At 53.4% G+C, this 19,539-nt stretch carries 15 protein-coding genes; 7 read left to right on the forward strand and 8 right to left on the reverse strand.

All coding sequences use genetic code 11. The annotated features are described in order from the left end of the window. Window positions 1-152: 152 nt before the first annotated feature. Entirely contained in the window at window positions 153-1,766 is a 1,614-nt protein-coding gene (locus ABHF33_RS07665; protein ID WP_348946405.1) for a methyl-accepting chemotaxis protein, read from the forward strand. 23 nt (window positions 1,767-1,789) lie between these two features. Here ABHF33_RS07665 and ABHF33_RS07670 read toward each other — a convergent pair whose 3' ends face one another. Further along, window positions 1,790-2,158 (reverse strand): hypothetical protein, encoded by a 369-nt coding sequence (locus ABHF33_RS07670; RefSeq protein ID WP_348946406.1) that lies wholly within the window; start codon window positions 2,156-2,158, stop codon window positions 1,790-1,792. A gap of 207 nt (window positions 2,159-2,365) precedes the next feature. On the opposite strand from ABHF33_RS07670, the gene metH reads away from it, so the two are divergent. Then, window positions 2,366-6,085, forward strand: coding sequence for a methionine synthase (gene metH, locus ABHF33_RS07675; protein WP_348946407.1), 3,720 nt, complete (start codon window positions 2,366-2,368; stop codon window positions 6,083-6,085). Between the two features lie 108 nt (window positions 6,086-6,193). Here the strand turns inward: metH and ABHF33_RS07680 are convergent, their stop codons facing one another. Next, on the reverse strand, window positions 6,194-7,327 hold the full coding sequence (locus tag ABHF33_RS07680) for a hypothetical protein (RefSeq protein WP_348946408.1): 1,134 nt from the start codon (window positions 7,325-7,327) through the stop codon (window positions 6,194-6,196). Beyond that, on the reverse strand, window positions 7,300-8,850 hold the full coding sequence (locus tag ABHF33_RS07685) for an AAA family ATPase (RefSeq protein WP_348946409.1): 1,551 nt from the start codon (window positions 8,848-8,850) through the stop codon (window positions 7,300-7,302). Before ABHF33_RS07685 ends, ABHF33_RS07680 begins: the two co-directional genes overlap by 28 nt. Window positions 8,851-9,065: 215 nt before the next feature. On the opposite strand from ABHF33_RS07685, the gene ABHF33_RS07690 reads away from it, so the two are divergent. Then, complete coding sequence (locus ABHF33_RS07690) at window positions 9,066-9,251, forward strand: hypothetical protein (RefSeq protein ID WP_348946410.1); 186 nt, start codon at window positions 9,066-9,068, stop codon at window positions 9,249-9,251. Between the two features lie 116 nt (window positions 9,252-9,367). Further along, window positions 9,368-9,892, forward strand: coding sequence for an REP-associated tyrosine transposase (locus tag ABHF33_RS07695; RefSeq protein WP_348946411.1), 525 nt, complete (start codon window positions 9,368-9,370; stop codon window positions 9,890-9,892). 493 nt (window positions 9,893-10,385) lie between these two features. Here ABHF33_RS07695 and ABHF33_RS07700 read toward each other — a convergent pair whose 3' ends face one another. From ABHF33_RS07700 to ABHF33_RS07715, 4 genes are all read right to left on the reverse strand, one after another. Next, window positions 10,386-10,847 carry a hypothetical protein gene (locus ABHF33_RS07700; RefSeq protein ID WP_348946412.1) on the reverse strand — a complete coding sequence of 154 codons (462 nt, stop codon included), beginning with the start codon at window positions 10,845-10,847 and terminating at the stop codon, window positions 10,386-10,388. A gap of 409 nt (window positions 10,848-11,256) precedes the next feature. Next, window positions 11,257-11,988 (reverse strand): DUF2278 family protein, encoded by a 732-nt coding sequence (locus tag ABHF33_RS07705; protein ID WP_348946413.1) that lies wholly within the window; start codon window positions 11,986-11,988, stop codon window positions 11,257-11,259. A 573-nt stretch (window positions 11,989-12,561) separates the two neighbouring features. Next, entirely contained in the window at window positions 12,562-13,806 is a 1,245-nt protein-coding gene (sstT, locus tag ABHF33_RS07710; RefSeq protein ID WP_348946414.1) for a serine/threonine transporter SstT, read from the reverse strand. A 532-nt stretch (window positions 13,807-14,338) separates the two neighbouring features. Next, a complete protein-coding gene (locus tag ABHF33_RS07715) occupies window positions 14,339-14,965 on the reverse strand; it encodes a hypothetical protein (RefSeq protein WP_348946415.1) in 627 nt (208 codons plus the stop codon). A 685-nt stretch (window positions 14,966-15,650) separates the two neighbouring features. Between ABHF33_RS07715 and ABHF33_RS07720 the strand changes: the two genes are divergently transcribed. Continuing rightward, complete coding sequence (locus tag ABHF33_RS07720) at window positions 15,651-15,962, forward strand: hypothetical protein (protein ID WP_348946416.1); 312 nt, start codon at window positions 15,651-15,653, stop codon at window positions 15,960-15,962. Window positions 15,963-16,272: 310 nt separating this feature from the next. Continuing rightward, a complete protein-coding gene (locus ABHF33_RS07725; protein WP_348946417.1) occupies window positions 16,273-17,610 on the forward strand; it encodes an erythromycin esterase family protein in 1,338 nt (445 codons plus the stop codon). A gap of 104 nt (window positions 17,611-17,714) precedes the next feature. On the opposite strand, the gene ABHF33_RS07730 is transcribed toward ABHF33_RS07725, so the two are convergent. Next, complete coding sequence (locus tag ABHF33_RS07730) at window positions 17,715-18,416, reverse strand: glutathione S-transferase family protein (RefSeq protein ID WP_348946418.1); 702 nt, start codon at window positions 18,414-18,416, stop codon at window positions 17,715-17,717. A gap of 149 nt (window positions 18,417-18,565) precedes the next feature. Here ABHF33_RS07730 and ABHF33_RS07735 point away from each other — a divergent pair, with 149 nt between their 5' ends. After that, window positions 18,566-19,414 (forward strand): AraC family transcriptional regulator, encoded by an 849-nt coding sequence (locus ABHF33_RS07735; RefSeq protein WP_348946419.1) that lies wholly within the window; start codon window positions 18,566-18,568, stop codon window positions 19,412-19,414. Window positions 19,415-19,539 lie beyond the last annotated feature (125 nt).

Below are 19,539 nucleotides of genomic sequence, written 5' to 3' on the forward strand. Positions count from 1 at the left end.
ATCATGACTTCGCCTGCCGGGCTTAAATTGCCTGTAATCGGAGTGGACTAGCTCTAATAGGCTGACAAACTTACTTCGCAATTCAGAATCATCCAAAATAATCACAGGCCCCCCGCTTCGGGCAAGCCTGGTTTACCGACCACGGGAACCGTATGAAAATCGCACACAAAATATCCGCGCTATTGTTATTAGCCGCTTTAGCCATTGTGCTACTGGCCGGCATCAGCTTTTACAAAGCGCAGCATGTGAAAGAAGACGCGCTGGGGATTACCGAAAAACTGGTTCCCGGCCTGATTGAAATGAGCGATATGCAGCGCAGCTTTGCGCAGGCGCGCTACGCCGTGCTGTTTCATATTGTGCAAACCGATGCGGCCACCAAACAGCAGGTTGAGGCCGATTTTCGCCGCTATGTCGGCACCTTGGACGAAAGCCTGGCCAAATTTGAAGCCGCCGCGCTCACCAGCCAGGGCAAGGCCATGGTAGCGACCTTGCGGCAGGAAATTGAAGCCTGGCGACCATGGACTGAAAAAATTCTACAGGCCTCCAACGCCAATGACACCGCACTGGCCAATCAACTGATCCGCGACAAATGCGCGCCGCAGGCGGCCAAGGTGTACGTGGCGATGGATAATGTAGAGCGCCAGAAAGCACAGACTTCAAATCAGGCCGGTGAAAAAATCACCGCCGACATTCAATCGAGCATTAATGCCAGCGTGATTGTCGGCCTGCTGCTGCTGATTGCATTGGGCGTAACAGGCTGGCTGATCGGACGCAGCATCATTCAGCCGCTGACGGCCTTGCAGCAATTCTTGCAACGTCTGGCCAGTGATAATGATTTCACCCGCCGTATAGAAACGCAGAGCGACGATGAAGTGGGTGTGTCGCTCAAGTCGCTGAATGCCCTGCTGGACACGCTGCAGGCCAGCCTGCGCAAGCTGAACCGTGTTGGCCACGAGGTTGCAGGCTCGGTCAATGGCCTCTCTGGCACCAGCCAGACCATGTCGCAATCGTCCAGCGGCGTCAGCGAATCGGCCTCTGCCATGGCGGCCGGAATCGAGCAGGTGACCGTCAGCATCGGCCACGTGGCCGACCGGGCGCAGCAATGCGACCACACCGCCAGAGAAGCCGGTCAGCTGGCTGCCACTGGCGGCCAGGTGATTGAAAACACCATCACCAGCATTAACCAGATCGCCGATCAGGTGCGCACTTCGGCCGCGCAGATCGACTCGCTCAAGCAGCGCACGGCCAATATCAGCACGATTGTGAATGTGATCAAGGACATCGCCGACCAGACCAATCTGCTGGCACTAAACGCCGCCATTGAAGCTGCGCGCGCAGGCGATCTGGGGCGCGGCTTTGCCGTAGTGGCCGACGAAGTGCGCAAGCTGGCCGAGCGCACCGCCAATTCAACGCAGGAAATCATCAGCACCGTCACCGCGATCCAGAACGAAGCCAATAGCACGGTCAACACCATGCAACACACGGTAGAACAGGTGGATGAAGGCGTGCATCGCGCGCACGAGGCCAGCGTGGCCATTGCCAATATCCGCCACAGCGCCGATCAGGTGGTGCAGCAAGTGAGCGAGATTTCAGTGGCGATGCGCGAGCAAAGCGCCGCCAGCCTGGTGATGGCGCAGCAGGTCGAGCGCGTGGCGCAAATGTCCGAAGAAAGCAGCTCGGCCGCCGCCAGCACCGCCAGAGAAAGTGCAAGGCTGGGCGAGCTGGGCCGGGAGCTGGATCAGTCGGTCTCGCTGTACCGGGTTTGATCGCACCTCTGCTGCTGCAAGCGCTACACGCTTAGCGACACCTTGCTCCCCACTCCCGCCGTGCGCGGCCAGTAGGCCTGTTGCACGGCGTCTTCGCGCAGTGAAGGGCTATGCAGATGCGCTGCGCGATTATGCTGGCGCACCATTTGCTGTGTATCCCTCTGGAATAGCTCGGGCTGTGTGTCGCCCGGTACTGGCAGGAATGTCAGCGATGGCGGCGATAGACTGTGTGCCAGCTCGCCGCCCGATTGGGCAGCAGTGAGCCTGAGCAAATCTTCGCGCCACAGGCCGTGGCTATCGCTGGCGTCGGTACGCGCCAGCTGGGTGGAGATGCCTTTGCTGGCGATATGGCTATAGCGCTCGGCGCGTACTGAAGCAAGATTGGCGGTCATTGTTTCCCCCTCTGGCAGCATTAATCAATCTCATGCTTTATCGTATGCCGATCCACCCGGCAGAAAAATGCAATATCCCCAAGCACTTACGGTAGTAATTCACAGCCAGACAGGCAAAGCGCGCGCTGGCGGCGGCGCGCCTGATCTGGCGCTCTCATGCTAAAATCGCCGCCTGCTTTATATCAGATCATCAGACTTGGATAGACCATGACCCGCCTCACCCAATTAAAGAACCTGCTTGAACAACGCGTCCTGATTCTGGATGGCGGCATGGGAACGATGATTCAGCAATACAAGCTGACCGAAGCGCAATATCGCGGCGAGCGTTTTGCCGACTGGCATACCGATGTGAAGGGCAATAACGATTTGCTGGTGCTGACCCAGCCGCAGATCATCGCCGAAATCCACCAGCAATACCTCGACGCTGGCGCCGACATTATCGAGACCAACAGCTTTAACGGCACCGCGCCAGCAATGGCCGATTACGAGATGCAAGAGCTGGTGTGGGAGCTGAACTTCGCCGCTGCCAAATTGGTGAAAGACCTGTGCGTGGCACAAACGGCGAAAGACCCGAGCAAACCGCGTTTCTGTGCCGGTGTACTTGGCCCGACTAGCCGCACCTGTTCGATTTCGCCGGATGTGAACGACCCGGGCTACCGTAACGTGACGTTTGACGAGCTGGTGACGGCCTACCTCGAAGCCATCGACGGCCTCGTCAAAGGTGGCGCGGATATTCTGCTGGTTGAGACGATTTTCGATACCTTGAACGCCAAAGCCGCCGTGTTCGCGATTAAAAAATACTTCGCTGAACGCCCAGACGAAGAAGAATTGCCGATCATGATCTCCGGCACGATTACCGATCAATCGGGCCGTACGCTCACCGGCCAAACGACCGAAGCCTTCTACAACTCGCTGCGTCACGCCGACCCGATTTCGTTTGGCTTAAACTGTGCGCTCGGCCCTGATCTGCTGCGCCCCTACGTCGAAGAGATGAGCCGCATTTCCGATTGCTATGTGTCGGTACACGCCAACGCCGGTTTGCCCAATCCGCTGGCGCCCACCGGCTATGATTTGCTGCCCGAAGACATGGCGCCGCAAGTGCGCGAATGGGTCGAGTCGGGTTTGATCAATATCCTGGGCGGCTGCTGCGGTACCACGCCAGCGCACATCGCCGCGATGTACGCCGCAGTCAAAGATTTGCCCGCGCGCAAATTGCCAGAGATCGAGCCAAAATGCCGTCTTTCTGGCTTGGAGCCGTTCAATATTGGCGACAACGATCTGTTTGTGAACGTCGGCGAGCGCACCAACGTCACCGGCTCAAAAGCCTTTGCGCGCCTGATTTTGGCCGGCGACTACAGCGCCGCGCTCGACGTGGCGCGCCAGCAGGTGGTGAACGGCGCGCAAGTCATCGACATCAATATGGACGAAGGTATGCTCGACGCCACCAAGGCGATGACGACCTTCCTGAACCTGATCGCCGCCGAGCCGGACATCAGCCGCGTGCCAATCATGATCGACTCATCGAAATGGGACGTGATCGAGGCGGGTCTGAAATGCGTGCAGGGCAAATGCATCGTGAACTCGATCTCGATGAAAGAGGGCGTTGAGCAATTCAAACACCACGCGCGTTTGCTGAAAATGTACGGCGCCGCCGTGATTGTGATGGCGTTCGACGAAGTCGGTCAGGCCGACACCTACGCGCGCAAAGTCGAGATTTGCGAAAAATCCTACCGCATCCTTGTCGATGAAATCGGCTTTAACCCCGCCGACATTATTTTCGACCCGAATATTTTCGCCGTGGCCACCGGTATCGACGAGCACGCCCGCTATGGCCTCGACTTTATCGAGGCGACGGGCTGGATTACCAAAAACCTGCCGCACGCCAAAGTGAGCGGCGGTGTATCGAATGTGTCGTTTAGTTTCCGTGGCAATAATAAGGTGCGCGAGGCGATCCACGCCGTATTCCTGTACCACGCGATTAAGCAGGGCATGACGATGGGTATCGTCAACGCCGGTGCGCTGGAAAACTACGACGACGTGCCGGTCGTGCTGCGCGATGCGATTGAATCGGTCGTACTGATGAAGACCGATGATGCGCTGGCCGCCACCGAGGCGCTGATCACGCTGGCCGAATCATTCAAAGGCGACGCCAACGCCGCCAAGGGTGAAGACCTGAGCTGGCGCGAGCTACCGTTGCAAGACCGGATTACGCATTCGCTGGTGAAGGGTATTACGACCTACATCGTCGACGACACCGAAGAAGCGCGTACCAGCGTCGAACGCCCGATTCACGTCATCGAAGGCCATTTGATGAACGGCATGAACGTCGTTGGTGATCTGTTTGGCGCCGGTAAAATGTTCCTGCCGCAGGTCGTGAAAGCAGCGCGCGTAATGAAAGCCGCCGTCGCGCATCTCGAGCCCTTCATCGAGGCCGAAAAAATTGCCTTAGGGCTGCAAGACGAGCCCGCCAAAGGCGTGATTATCATGGCGACGGTGAAAGGCGACGTACACGACATCGGTAAAAACATCGTTGGCGTCGTGCTGCGTTGTAATAACTACCAAGTGCACGACTTGGGCGTGATGGTGCCGTGCCAGACGATTCTGGACAAAGCCCGCGAGGTCAAAGCCGACATCATCGGTCTATCGGGTCTGATTACGCCAAGTCTGGAAGAAATGAGCCACGTCGCCAAAGAAATGCAGCGCCAGGGCTTTGATATTCCGCTGCTGATCGGCGGTGCGACCACATCCAAAGTGCACACTGCGGTGAAAATCGAGCCGCACTATCAAAATGACCAAGTCATCTACGTGCCCGACGCCAGCCGCGCTGTCGGCGTGTGTTCAAGCCTGTTAAGCGACGAACTCAAGCCCGCTTTCGCCGCCGAAGTAAAAGCCGAATACGCCAAAGCGCGCGAGATTTTCGAGAGCAAAGATCGCACCAAACTCGTTAGCCTTGAAGAAGCCCGCGCCAACAAGTTCGCACCAGATTGGGCGACGTATACGCCGCCAGCGCCTAGCTTTACTGGTGTACGTGAATATACCGACTATAAACTCGAAGACATCGAGCCATTTATCGACTGGACGCCGTTCTTCCAAAGCTGGGAATTGCATGGTCGCTACCCGGCGATCTTGCAAGACGAAGTCGTTGGCGAAGCCGCCCGTCATCTGTACGCCGACGCTAAAGCCATGCTGCGTAAAATTGTCGACGAAAAATGGATCGCCGCCGCAGGCGTGATCGGCTTCTTCCCAGCTAATAGCGTGAACCACGACGACATCGAGCTGTACGATCCGGCCACCGGTGAAGTCGCCATGACATGGCACAATTTGCGCCAGCAATTGCCCAAGCCAAAAACGGGCGATGTGAAGCCGAACTGGTGCTTGGCCGACTTTATCGCGCCGAAAGAAACCGGCATCAAAGACTACATCGGCGCGTTTGCCGTCACCGGCGGCATCGGCATCGACGCGCCCGTCAAAGCGTTTGAAGACGCCAACGACGACTACAGCGCGATCTTGCTCAAATCGCTCGCCGACCGATTTGCCGAAGCCTTCGCCGAGCACATGCACCACCGCGTCCGTACCGAGCTATGGGGCTATGCGGGCAGCGAAAATCTGAGCAACGACGAGCTGATCGACGAAAAATACGTCGGCATCCGCCCAGCCCCCGGCTACCCAGCCTGCCCAGATCACACGCCAAAAGTGGAATTGTTTAAGGTGCTCAACGCGCCCAACATCGGCATGACATTAACTGAGGGCTACGCCATGCTGCCAACCGCAGCAGTCAGCGGCTTCTACTTCAGCCACCCCGAATCGCGCTATTTTGGCGTGGGGAAAGTAACGCTGGATCAGGTGGAAGATTATGCGGCTCGGCGTGGGGTGAGTCTGGCGCAGGCGGAGCGGGATTTGGCACCGAATTTGGGGTATGTGGCGTGAGGCCTTGCTGAATTATGGTTTGGTAGTGATACCTATGAAAAGCCCCGCGGATGCGGGGCTTTTCACTTTTGCATATTTCTACACAAGTTATATATGAGATGACCTATACTAGGTTACTCGAATTTTATTGCAAAACGCCATAGAGAAAATCAATTGACTAAATTTATTCCATTGATTTGGTAATTTGTTACTTAAGTGCTTAATTGCTCGATTGTTTTCTGAATTATTGAAGTAGTTAAAGAAATGATTGAGCAAATTTTTACAGAGAGGGTGAACGAGATAATGGCCCGTACAGCCCTTGCTACAAGTGCACCGTTCTTCTGTCTGGGGTATCTCATTGTAAAATATTTTTACACATTCAGATTTACTTTTTACCCATGCGGTGCACGTGCCATCCTTAAGATCAATATATTTGTAATGATTTGGATGCAAGTTAAAAAAGCTCTCTAATCTTTGATAATTGACCAGCATGGAATCTATGTTGGTTGTCTTTTCTAAAGATTCAATTGTTTTCTTAATCAATGGAAGCGGGATGAAGTTTTCAATTTCTCTTTCTTCTATGCAATGAAAATGTACTAACCCTTCATTGGATGTAATTATATTCTTGCACTTTTGAATTGCAGCTGATCCAACATGATCCGGGCTCAACTTATCACTATCAATGATTAATAATGTTGGTGATATTGCATCATTAAAACGTTCCTTTAGAACAATATCTGCATTGCCACATCCTCCTGTCATTTCTGTTATGGCGTTCACCATTCTTTGTCCAAAAGGCTTGGATTCGGCGTAATGTACTGCAGCTCGTTTAAAAATGTTGCTATCAATTAAATGCTCGCCGTATAGTTTTAATGGTTGCGAAAGCCACTTAATAGCAGCTTTGATTCCTAGCTCCCATACACTTTTCCCTTCATTTTCTGTTCTTCTAATAGTCATTCCAAGAGTGGGCCGTAGTATAGAATACATGGATAACTCAGATCTAATTGATTCTAATTCGTGAGATTGAGTTTTGATTTGCTTCAAAGTTTGTAGCGTACGGTTACTAACTTTACTATCAAGATCGTTAATCAAACGATCGATGATTACTTTGGACGCTCCAATATAATGAATCATCTTTTGATGTAGCGAGATAAAATCTTCAAAGTCTTCTAGGTCTTTTGGGTTGCCAGTAAGTATGTCTTCGATTGCTATTTCTTGAATTATTATCAGCATGCTTATACCGCCAAAAAACCAAATGGCCAATTAATTAGTTCTCCATCAGAGTTGAACCCAGTAGAACGAATCGTTGTTTCTGAATTGTTGCCCGTTTGTTCAAACAATAGGATTTGAACGTCATCTGATTTCAGTTCATTCTCTAGTATCAAATCTCCGATTTCATTGATCATTGATTGACTATGAGTCTCAATAATAAAAGAAATATTTGATTTTTGCGCTGCCTTAATCGTTTTTGCAATTAGTGATGTCAGTTTTCTTTGCATGGCTGGATGTAAATGTAATTCAGGTTGCTCCCAGACCAAAATTTTATCTGATGTATCAATCCTATTGCTTTGCCTTGCAAATATTGATGAAGAAATCCATGCTTGGACTGCCAAAGGCAAAACTTGTGAAAATCCAAAACCCATATCTGCCATATTGTCTATTCGATTGGACGTTAAATCATGAATCTTAATCATGACGTGTCCTTTTTCTGAGTCCAGAATAACATTCAAGTCTAAATTATCACTTAGCCATAAATTAAGCTTTTCCAGTTTCGATGTTGAGAGCGACTCAAGGTAAAAGGCTAGATTAGAGCCATTTGAGTCAATGTTATCTATTGCTAAATCTTGTCTTCTGTAATAACGTTGTGCGGTTGCCCTGAAAGGTTTTATATAATTAACTGAAGAAAAGTTGTCTTTAATGAAAGAGTCTAGGTCTCTTGAGAAATATTCACTTGCGGCAAAATTGACAGCTTCGTGGAATCTAGCTAAAAGCTTGGGGTTTGCTTCGGCCTTTTTGAGGAAATCTTGCCATGTTTTATACTTGTGCTGAAGGTTTCGACAAATTTCAATTAATTCTTCTTTGTTGCAAATAACCTTTAGACTCGAGCAGATCTCATGTACACGTTCGTCGGTTAATCGGCTGTGCAATTCATCTCTTAATACTCGAAATAGGCGCATTCGCATTGGTGAGTGCGCACTTACGATCTGATCATTTATTTTCACAAAATAACTTATTTCAGGGAGGATGTAACCGATCCTTGATTCGGTTATGTAACTTTTGTGTAGGTTAATATCAACGCCGTTGATTGTTATTGATTCAAGTTTTGATTCTTTGTCGAACTTGTTTTGAATTAGTGTTTCCCCGATTTTTATTGAAAAACTTGAGCATAATGTTGTGTATTCATTACCTCCTCTGCACAAGGAAAGAGAAACATCAATATCCTCATTGATTAGGTTTTTTACTAATGAGCTCTTGTGCAGAAATGAACGTCGCAGTATTTCAGTGTTTTGTTTTTTTGTTAGTGTGAAATTGAATATAATGTTCTTTTTTTCTGAGTAGCGCGAAAGGACGTCATCAAATGATCCAAAGTCAACTAAGTCGCCATTCCAAACAATTGGGGAGCGTTTCCCAATTTGAATTCCTTGGTGCAATAATGGCCATAAACGCCCAAATGAACTTTTTCCTATACTATTTTTTCCAATAAGAAAGTTTAGCGGTTTAAGTTTTACATCTCCAGAATTAATGAATCCCCTGAAATTTTCAACCCGAAGACTTGCTACTTTCATTTTTTATCTCACAAGAAATTTCTATTTACCGTTTCCAGCCTTGTAGGGCGGGTTGGGTTTATCAACCCGCGCTGATCTGTCCGTCGATATGGCTGAACCGTTGCTTGATCTGCCACTCCTAATTACCGTCTAGCTTACCACGCCTGAATGGCGGGTTACGCCTTCGGCTAACCCGCCCTACGCTTGATGTATCATTTTTTCCGTGGGGTTTGCGTATGTCGTGTTATCGGCGTTCGAACGTGGCGGGTGCTTCGTATTTCTTTACCGTGGTGACGGAGCGGCGGCAGCGGATTTTGACTGATGATGTGTTTCGCGTGGCTTTGCGCGAGGCGATTCATCGCGTGCGGCGTGAGCGGCCGTTTCAGATTGAGCCTTGTAGGGCGGGTCGTGACCCGCGCTGAACTTCCGCTTGTTCAACCACTTCCTTTTTGACCGTTCAACATCTCCATACTGATTGGCGGGTTACGCCTTCGGCTAACCCGCCCTACGCTTAAATCTCCTTTTTTGGGGGTTGCGTATGTCGTGTTATCGGCGCTCGAACGTGGCGGGTGGTTCGTATTTCTTTACTGTGGTGACGGAGCGGCGGCAGCGGATTTTGACTGATGATGTGTTTCGCTTGGCTTTGCGTGAAGCAATTCATCAGGTGCGGCGTGAGCGGCCGTTTCAGATTGAGGCTTGGGTGCTGTTGCCCGATCATCTACATACGATCTGGACTTTGCCGGTGGGTGATGCCGATTTTGCGACGCGCTGGCGCTTGATCAAATCGGCGGTCACACGCTCGGTGGGCGAACATTATTTCCGAAGCACATGGCAAACTCGGCGCCGCGAGCATAAGCGTTGTGGCACGATCTGGCAGCATCGGTATTGGGAGCACTTGCTTAAAGACGAAGACGATTTTCGCCATCATGTGGATTACGTCCATTTCAACCCAGTCAAGCATGGCTTGGTCGCGCGCGCATGCGATTGGCCGTATTCGACGTTTCACCGTCTGGTTGCGCAAGGCGTTTACCCTGAAGGTTGGTCTGGTGTTTCGTGCGACTAAGGTCTGACCCAGGCGGGTTTGGGTGTGCGTACCGCCGCGCAAACGGGAATTCAAGCCCCAGAGCGACCAGAGCGACCAGAGCGACATATACATGCCGTGGTGTTGCTCTAAAGATTATTTCTGCATTGGTTTTGGTGAATATACCCCTGCGCTAATTAGAACGGATTGCCCGTGGAGACGCGCCGTTTGAAAAAGTTACGGCGAGGTTTTAAGCCGCGTAGTGTTTGAGTGTCGCGACGGTAGCGCAACGCGAGTTGTAGCGGCGCCTCGCCGTGGCTTTTTCAAGCGGGGTTTCGCGTCGATCGGGCGCGTTAGGGTTATCAGGGGCAAGGCAAGACTGCCCCTGATTCGTCAGGCCGGCGAAACGGCCGGTTCACCGCCTGCGCAGCAGGCTGGCCATCTGCGATATGACCTATTCATGCAGTGGTATAGCTCCAAAGCCGATGAGGAATAAGTCTTGTGTGGCTATACCCATGCATTTAGCTGCCACGCCCTAGCAAAATATCCGCCCCATGCCTCGAATGCCATTAAGCACACCGACTAAAAACACCACATCCAGTGCGCACGACACGGCGATGCCGTATAGCCGCCATTGCCGCTCGGTGCGGTGCTGGCCGCACCAGAGCTGGCCCCAGCTGAGTTTGCCTGCGGGCATTAGCGGCACGATCAGGCCCCATTCAAACCAGCGGATCGGCACATATACCAGTAGATAGGCCAGGGCCTGCACGCCGGTGAGCTCAAGCACCATGGCATGCAGCGCTGCCATCGGGATGCCAACGCCAAAGCCGATCAGCAGCCGGATCATACCTAGCTCCCAACTACGCCGGCGTATCGCGTCGGCGCTGAGCTCGGGCCTCAGCCACGTCAGCCCCACGCCACACCACCAGCGATAGCCCAGCACTTTGGCCGTGCCGTAAATCAAAGTGCCGAGTATTACGCCGCCAATACCTTCCATCTTGTCCCCTTGTCTTTGATCAGGCTCGGCCTGAGTGTTGTCGCTCAGTATGCTGGGCGCGCGGAATGGCGACGGTAAGTTTTTGTAATCGGCGCGGCGCGTTGTGAGGCAGATTGCAGCGGGTCAAACTGGCTATGTGGGCCGTATTCAATGTTTCACTGTCTGCTGGCGCAGGGTGTTTTTCCGGCGGATTGGGCGGGCTGATGATATGGCGTATTGTCGCTGCGCGGCGTATGTATGGGCCTGAGAATTCAAACCCCGCTCAGGGATCAAGCCTGAGACCCTTTACGGTATTGCCATGAAGGCAATATATATATTGGCCTTGCTGGATATACCCATGCAGGGGTTTGGCCGGATAGGCTTTGGGTACGCCGCTAAGGGGTTGGGCTAGGCCAACCCCTGGCTGGGCTTAGGCTGGTGTGGCTGCGGTTTCGCTTTGCTGCGTGCTGCACACGCCGTTGACGCAATTGCCGTTGCTGTCGGTTTGCAGGCATTGGCCAGCAAACATGAAGAAGAAGGCGTTGGCGCTGCCGTCGCTGTTCAGAATAAACAGTGCGCCATCTTGGTAGATGCCGTTGTCGCGGCATTGCTCCTGGCTATCTGGCGTGCCTTGGTTCAGGTGCACGTCGTCCATGCCGCGCGGGGGCAATTGGCTGTTGGTTTGCGCGCGATCGCGGCCATAGCGTGATTCGTTGCTGTTGTCGTTGTCGTCGTAGTAAGTGCCAAAAACCACGAGTGAAGCGCCTACGCTGAGCGCGGCCGATAGCTGGCTGCCGATCTGATCGGCCGAGCTGGCTGTGCTGCTTTGCCAGGCACTCACGACGGGGGCAAACAGGCTTTGCCGCAGCAGATCAAGCGCGCCGGTGCCTGGCTGGCTGCTCAGAGCCTGAAAACCGGGGTTGCTGCCGCCTGCGGCGTTCAGGATATTTTGCATGTCGCTGCTGGCAATGGTGGCGTTATACAACACGACATTCGGATTGCTGCTGCTTTGCAAGTCGATGTTGATCTGATAACTTTTCTGGCCGTCGCTGCCGAGCAGGTTGAAATGCGATAGCCCCGAGTAGGACGAGGTGTGCGTGCCTTCCACATCGGTGACTTGCAGTTGCAAAATGCCGTAGGTTTTATTGGCGGGAAATGGCATCAATGGCTCCTGATTAAGATTGAATCACGAATCAATATGCATACGGCATATTGCATCCCAGATTGGCAGCCAATGATCCGGTCGGCAAGTTTGATGTTGGGTTTTTTACGCAGGCTTGACGTGTTTACAACAGCAGCACCAGCGGCAGCGCTGAATCAAAGCCCGGCTGCTGCGCAGGCATTTAGCTCTATACCTGCCGCGGTGTTGCCACAGAAGCATTGATGAAACTGGCCTTGATGGATATACCCCGATCTATGCGGCAATACGCTCAAGACGTGCTGATCGGGTTGATCAATTGCGACTGCCACGCCTTCCCTCTCGATAGGGCATGAGTATCTACAGAATGCCACTGCTGGCTTAAACCACAGCAAGTTGAGCTGCCGCGGTAGTTTCCCCCTTTGTAAAAGGGGGATTAAGGGGGATTTGGCGATACTTCAAGCGTCAATGAAGCTCAAACAATGCCAAATCCCCCTAGCCCCACCTCAAAGAAGGGGGAAACTTACTACCTATCAGCTTAAGTGAACTGCATTACCGCATTCACGAGGCTGTGGCTTGACGATACGGCGGCGGGTTTTAAGCGCGTTCGCTGGCCAATTCGCTGCGCGCTTCGCTGGCGCTTTCGGCGGCCATGCATGCGGCGGCGGTGAATAGCACGTCGGTGGAGCTATTGAGCGCGGTTTCGGCTGAATCTTGCACCACGCCGATGATAAAGCCGACGGCCACCACCTGCATGGCCAGATCGGCATTCATGCCAAACAGGCTGCACGCCAGCGGGATCAGCAGCAGCGAGCCACCGGCCACGCCCGATGCGCCACATGCACCGATGGCCGAAATCACACTCAGCAGCAGCGCGGTTGGCAGGTCGACCTGGATGCCCAAGGTCTGCACCGCCGCCAGAGTGAGCACGGTGATGGTAATGGCCGCACCAGCCATATTGATGGTGGCGCCCAGCGGGATCGAGACCGAATACGTGTCTTCATCCAGCCCCAGCTTTTTGCACAAAGCCAGATTCACCGGAATATTGGCCGCCGAGCTGCGGGTAAAAAACGCGGTCAGCGCGCTTTCGCGCAAACACATCAGCACCAGCGGATACGGGTTGCGGCGCGTAACCAGAAAGACGATCAGCGGATTCACCACCAGCGCCATAAATACCATGGCCCCCACCAGCACCAGCAGCAGATGCGAGTAGCCCAGCAGCGATGATAGCCCGGTGGTGGCCACCGCTTCGGCCACCAGACCAAACACGCCAAACGGCGCAAAGCGGATCACCATTTGCACCACCTTGCTCACCGCGCCCGCCAGATCATCCAGCGCCTGTTTGGTGCTGGCGCTGGCGCGCTGCAAAGCCAGGCCCAGCGCTACGGCCCAGGCCAGAATACCGATGTAATTGCCGCTGGACAGCGCCTTAACCGGATTATCAAAAATCTGGAACAGCAGCGTGCGCAATACTTCGCTAATCCCGCCCGGCGGCGTGGTGCCACTGGCTGGCGCGACTAGCGTGAGCGTCGACGGAAACAGAAAGCTGGCCATCACGCCGATCAGCGCGGCGCTCAATGTACCGAGCAAATACAGCACAATCACGCCGCGCATCTGCGTTTGCGCGCCCTGTTTTTTGCCCGCAATGGCGTGCATCACCAGCAGGAAAACCAGCACGGGTGCTACGGCCTTGAGCCCGCTAACAAAAATTGCGCCCAACAGCGCCGCTTGCTGCCCCGCTGCCGGAAAAAACACCGCCAGCGCAATACCGGCCAGCATCCCAAATATAATCTGCAGCACAATATTGCCCTGCAGCAGCTTATCTATCATCACCTTGAACATCTGCCCACCTCCATTGACTGCTTGCCATGCCCAATCAGGCTGGCACGCATTGATGGGCGTATCAGACCATGCCGCTGAGTTTGTAAGAATTAGGGCTTGCACCAATCAGGCCAAATAGTTTGCGCCAGCGCAAACTAGGCATGCGAGCGGGCACAGCAGGGTAAGCGCAGGAACAGCGTCAATCGTGAAATGAGCCAGCCGAATACGGCGGCACTGGCTTAATCATGGCCATGCTCAGATATTGTGTTGATCACGCGTAGGATGGGTTAGGCCGCCACTATCATCTTGCTTAAAGCGACAAAGGCTTTTCGGCCGTAACCCACCATAACGCAGCTCTTCTTAATATTGCATCCCGGTGGGTTACGGCATAAAACCGCCTAACCCACCCTACGAATATTGTTTTTCATCGCTAAATACAATGTTCGGTCATATCAACACACAATCTGAATACAAACGTACTTACATGGGTATATATCCGCAATAGCCACCCAACAAAGGCTATAGAGCAATACCCATTAGAAAGTACTCAGAATCAGGGTAGGTTAATCCAGTCGCCGTAGCGAAAGCTCGGGTCTTGCTCCAGATATTTGCCGGATATCAGCTTCACCGTGGTGGTAATAATTTTCGGCTTTTGCGCGGCATCCATCGTGGCCATAAATAGCTGATCTTTCCCCACCAGATCGGCAGCTTCCGGGTAGGGCTCCACTTGCTCGACGGTGTATTGCACGCCAATCAGTGTTTGCTCGTTCAGCCGCATCGACGATTGCGCCGCCATAATCTCTTTGAGCTTGAGCTCTTTGGCCATGCAAAACTGCCCTGACAGGCCTTTGCTACCCTCCGGGTTTTCCTGATACAGCGCCTGCCCTTTGCTGGTCAGGACAAATTCATACGCCTGCTCGCCAGATGGGCTAATGGTCGGCTTTTTCACAATCAGCCCCATCTCCTGATGCAGATCGCAGTGCATACAGCTCGATCGGCTATCGGCCAGCTGCGTGAGCGGGTAATCCGCATACGCGCTCACACAGCGCGACGCCGCCAAGTCGTGATTCAGGCCCTGGGTAATTTCGGCCAGATTATTTTTGGCATCGCTACTGACCTTGCCACACGCCGTCAGTGCCAGCGCTGCCGCGGCCAGCACAACTGATTTTTTCAAATTCATACACCGTCCAATCTGCATTTGAGTGAAAGATTCATCCGCTCGTTAGCTGCGCAATCTGTAATCGAGCTTGAATACATCATCTGCACCGATCTTCACCCCAGCGCGCAGGCTAAAGAGCGGCCATCTTGCCTACGCCGTCGAGCCAGCGCAAACAAAGCTGACTTTATATGTTGGCTTTTCGTTATATATCGACAGATTCGCATCGCCAGTGGCCAGACTCCGCGAGCAGGATCAGGGGCGCGGCAGCTTTAAAGCTCAAATTCCGGCGCCATACCTGGCACGGTGTTGCCATATAGATCACTTATTAATTGCCTTCTAGCGACATACCCACCCCTTTTTGTATTTGCTCTTTGAGCCGGGCGTGGATGTCCACTGAACGATAGGCAAAGCCAATTACACAAGCCCGCCATCATTCCTACAGCCGCAAGCCGCTTGCGCACCTGCGCACTTGCAGGCCCAACGTCAACAGCCCCTGGCATCAATCACCCTGCACTCACTTTTCAGCAGGCAATGGGTATTGCCATATGAGCATTACCATTCATTGAGTACAGAGTTATACATGACGTGGGTATCTTGCCATTGCCGTTTAACTGCCCAGCGCGCTGGTGGCTCTGGTGTGTGGCGGGCAGCGGGTCTAGCGTTAAAGCCGCTGTGGCACGGTGCCACATGACTTAAGGAGAACATCATGATGATTGCTCGCTGGAGTATTGATGTGCGTTTCGGGCATAAAGCCGAGGCGGTGGCACTGATGCAGCAGTGGTTGCGCGAGATAGGCAGCCAGATTGGCTGGACGGCAGACAAGGTGCGGCTACTCACCGGCTCGGTGGGCGCGAACGAATCCTTGCTGGTGTCCGAGCTGCAGGTGGCCGATCTGGCCGAGCTTAATGCGGCGTGGGACAAGCTGGGCCAGATTGCCGCACATCAGGCTTGGGGCAAAGCGCTGGAGCCGCACATTGTTTCAGGCACCCCGCGCTGGGAAATTTTCCGCGTCCTGTAGGCCGCGTACGCGGGGCGATGTCTGCACAAAATGGTTTTTACGGCGATCGCGCCCTCGTCCCGCTTTGAATGCACCAACCTGAGTTTCTCTGCTCCACTCAAATGGTATTGTTTCAATTTCACACAACTACCAATTCACTTGCTGACTGAAAAATTCAATACATGTAAGCTAAAAGTCCAATCATTATCAATTAATAGAAAGGGCTGAAATGTCACGGAATCCTGCAGTCTGCGTATTACCATTGCTGCTCACCTCTTTGCTTGCTGCTTGCGGTGGTGGCGGAGGAGAGGGAAACAGTACAAGTTCCGGAGTGTCCACAGAGGATGGCACCGCGGTCTCAACTGCTTTTAACGGTATCAAGTACGAGATTTTGCTCCCCAATAGTGTGCTCAATTGGGTGAAAGCCAGTGCAAGCCCGGTACGCAGCATTACGGCCAGTGCGGCTGATGATTTTGCCGACCTGGCTCCCTTTGGGGCGGCAGTAGGAGATGCACGGATTGTTTCGCTGACCGAAGACACGCATGGTGATGCCAATGCTTACGAGCTGATGAATCGTCAGGTGCAATATCTGCATCAAAAGAAAGGCTTTGACGTGCTCATTATCGAAAGTGCGATGTTTGATACCGATGCAGTGTGGCGCAGCGCTACGATGAAAGGCGCCAATCTGCTCGATCTGGCGCCGGGCCGTCTCTTTTTCATGTATTCAAAAGTCGATAGTGCACGCAAAGTTTTGCGCTATGTCGACGAGCAGAAATTCAGTCCCCGTCCTTTAACTCTGGCCGGTTTTGATGAACCCGCCGGTGGCGATACCTCGATCAAGGAGCTAGTGCCTGCATTGACCCAGTTTCTGAATGCGCGAGGCTCTGCGCTGCCTGCCGATCCGGCGTGGGGTAATTTTGCCAGCGTGGCCAATCAGGCTGCGGCGCTGACGATTACTGATAAAACCAATACCAGCACTTTTTTTGCCATGGCTGATCGCGTGAAGGCCGAGATTTGTCCGGCAGGCAAACCTGTGAGTAGCAATCTGCGTGAAGACCCTAGCTGGTGGTGCTTGCAGGTCAATGGCCTGATCGCCGCAGCACAGCGACTACCCATTATTGCTAAGACACAATTAACCCCGCGCAAAGACCCACGCGAAGTGCAAATGGCGGCCAATGCGCTTTGGCTGGTAACTCAACTTTATCCAAACAAAAAGATTATATTCTGGGCAAACTCGCAGCACGGTTTGCGCACCTATCAGGATCGCTGCATTGTGGAGGAAACGACCTGCGGAGCCAATGAGGTACAGGTAGCAACCGGCTCAATGTCGATGATTAGCGGGCAACTGGGCAAGTCGCTGTATGTGGTAAAAAATACTCCGCTCAGTGGTTCAATTTCGGTTTTCGAGAGCGACAATACTTGGCCCATCTCAAATCTGCCAGAAAATATACTGCTGTCACTGAATAAATTGGGGATCAATCAGGCTTTCATCAACGCACCAACAGATCAAAACGTCCTGACAAAACTCAATTACGTGAACGTACTCAGACCGGATGCAAGCAAGATGTACACCCAACCGATTCTTGGTGCCGAAATGGATGGGTTATTTGTCTATCCACGGGCGGTGCCTGCAGTCAAACTTGATTTGCCGGTTGTACCACTTCCCTAACCCGGAGCAATTCACCCAAGGCTGATGACGTTTGCCTTGTAAATCGCGGTTGTGCTGAATTGAGCTGGGACAAGTCGGGATCAGCTCAGATCTGCACGGCCGCCTCAAGTGGCCGGAAAGTACAACATATTCATCCGGTACACATAGGCTTTGAGCGTGTCGTGGCTTTCGGCGGCAGTTCGCAGCGTTGAGTCAAAGGCCGGGCACAACGCGGTGCTGACAAAGGCGTAGGCGCTGGCGTCAAAGCCGCACGGCTTGTCACCCAGCAGAAACGGTTTATTGCCCAGCAGCGTCGCCAGTGCGGCTAGCGTGCGCTTTGCCAGCTCGGCGCGCTCGGCGTCGCTGTGGCGGCCCATGCCTTGCGCGTTCAGCGCGGCGAGCATTTTTTTGCGCACTAGCATGCGCGCCAGTGGCCGGATAGGCCAGGGCATACCGTCAAATATCCGCCGCGTAGCCGAATTGAAATTGTGATCAACAGCCCAGCGGGCGTGAAGCCCCAGCCAGTACAGATGGTCTTCAAGCATTTTTTCTACCGCCCAGCCCAGCGCCAATTGCTCAGCCGAATAGCCGCCAGAAAAATCGCAGCCGTGCTGCTGCTCCAAGTGCAATCGGATAAAGCTCGAGTCGGCAATGCGCTGCTCGCCATCCTGCAACCAGGGTAGCTTCCCCTTCGGTGCGCCTTTCATACCCTGACGGCGGGTTTCAAAAGGCAGACCGCTCATTTTCATCAGCAGCAACGTTTTGGTCACAAACGGGCTCAGGTCGGGCAGGCCAAAAGCGTGGCCAAAAACGTTGAGGATGAGCATGGCGACGGATACCAGCGGAAATTAAAACAACAAATTAAATGAGAATTACTAACAAAGTCAACATTACTATCGCACCTTGGCTGGCCGCACCGTAAAATGCGCAACAATCATCAATTCGCTCTCACTATGCTGTCCGGCATGGAGACATCATGAAGAAAACCGCCACCCTGTACGATTATTCCCGCCGCCTGCAGCGCGTGCTGGGTCTGATCTGGCAACACCCGCAGCAAATGTATTCGCTGGATCAGCTGGCCGACGCGGCGCATTTTTCGCCCTATCACTTTCACCGCATTTACCGCGAAATGATGGGCGAAAGCCTAGGGATGACGCAGCAGCGCTTGCGTTTGCTGCATGCTGCACGCGCTTTGGGCAAGCCGGGCGAGCTGCCGCTGAGCCGACTGGCGCAGCAAACGGGTTACGGTAGCAGTGCGGCGTTTGTCCGCGCTTTTGCCGCCAGCTATGGGCAAACGCCCGGCGCGTATCGGCGCGAACGCTTAATGATGCTCCAACGTCATCATCAACAGGAGAGCACGATGTATCAGGTTCGCATTCACACACAAGATCAGCCGCTGCCTTTGGGCATTTGCCACCATCGGGGGCCGTATATCCAGATTGGCGAAGCCTTTGCCAAGCTGCAACTGACGAAAACCGCACTACCGGTGGCGTTGCCGCTGGGCTGGTTTGGACTGTATTTTGATGACCCGCAATCGGTCGCGCCCAGCGAGCTGCGCTCGGCGGCAGCGTTGACGGTGCGCACCGGCGAAGCGCTACCCGATGGCGTCGAAGCCTTTGCCATCCCGCCGGCACGTTACGCCATCATCGAGCATCTTGGCCCGTATAGCGAGCTGGAGCAGGCGTATCAGTGGCTCTATGGTGTCTGGCTGCCCAGCAGCGGAGAACAGCCGGGGTATGTGCCGCTGATCGAGCACTACCTTAACCTACCCATCGATACCCCACCCAATGCGCTACGGACGGAAATCTGGTTGGCCTTGCAGTAAAACCCGTGCAATGAGCTGCGCTCACTGCGCATGACCAATCCGCACACGCAAGCCCGCAATTGCGCCAATCGAATGAGGGGCAGCAATCTATACTACTGTGCATGCAAGGCTGTGTATGACATCAC

Source organism: Chitinibacter sp. FCG-7 (assembly GCF_040047665.1).
GTDB classification, from domain to species: Bacteria; Pseudomonadota; Gammaproteobacteria; order Burkholderiales; family Chitinibacteraceae; genus Chitinibacter; species Chitinibacter mangrovi.

What these genes read in the sequence shown, in the direction of transcription:
- ABHF33_RS07730 (WP_348946418.1), bottom strand. Translation starts at nt 18,416, where the DNA reads ATGCTCATCCTCAACGTTTTTGGCCACGCTTTTGGCCTGCCCGACCTG.
- ABHF33_RS07735 (WP_348946419.1), top strand. Translation starts at nt 18,566, where the DNA reads ATGAAGAAAACCGCCACCCTGTACGATTATTCCCGCCGCCTGCAGCGC.
- ABHF33_RS07720 (WP_348946416.1), top strand. Translation starts at nt 15,651, where the DNA reads ATGATGATTGCTCGCTGGAGTATTGATGTGCGTTTCGGGCATAAAGCC.
- sstT (WP_348946414.1), bottom strand. Translation starts at nt 13,806, where the DNA reads ATGTTCAAGGTGATGATAGATAAGCTGCTGCAGGGCAATATTGTGCTG.
- ABHF33_RS07715 (WP_348946415.1), bottom strand. Translation starts at nt 14,965, where the DNA reads ATGAATTTGAAAAAATCAGTTGTGCTGGCCGCGGCAGCGCTGGCACTG.
- metH (WP_348946407.1), top strand. Translation starts at nt 2,366, where the DNA reads ATGACCCGCCTCACCCAATTAAAGAACCTGCTTGAACAACGCGTCCTG.
- ABHF33_RS07690 (WP_348946410.1), top strand. Translation starts at nt 9,066, where the DNA reads ATGTCGTGTTATCGGCGTTCGAACGTGGCGGGTGCTTCGTATTTCTTT.
- ABHF33_RS07705 (WP_348946413.1), bottom strand. Translation starts at nt 11,988, where the DNA reads ATGCCATTTCCCGCCAATAAAACCTACGGCATTTTGCAACTGCAAGTC.
- ABHF33_RS07670 (WP_348946406.1), bottom strand. Translation starts at nt 2,158, where the DNA reads ATGACCGCCAATCTTGCTTCAGTACGCGCCGAGCGCTATAGCCATATC.
- ABHF33_RS07700 (WP_348946412.1), bottom strand. Translation starts at nt 10,847, where the DNA reads ATGGAAGGTATTGGCGGCGTAATACTCGGCACTTTGATTTACGGCACG.
- ABHF33_RS07685 (WP_348946409.1), bottom strand. Translation starts at nt 8,850, where the DNA reads ATGAAAGTAGCAAGTCTTCGGGTTGAAAATTTCAGGGGATTCATTAAT.
- ABHF33_RS07695 (WP_348946411.1), top strand. Translation starts at nt 9,368, where the DNA reads ATGTCGTGTTATCGGCGCTCGAACGTGGCGGGTGGTTCGTATTTCTTT.
- ABHF33_RS07665 (WP_348946405.1), top strand. Translation starts at nt 153, where the DNA reads ATGAAAATCGCACACAAAATATCCGCGCTATTGTTATTAGCCGCTTTA.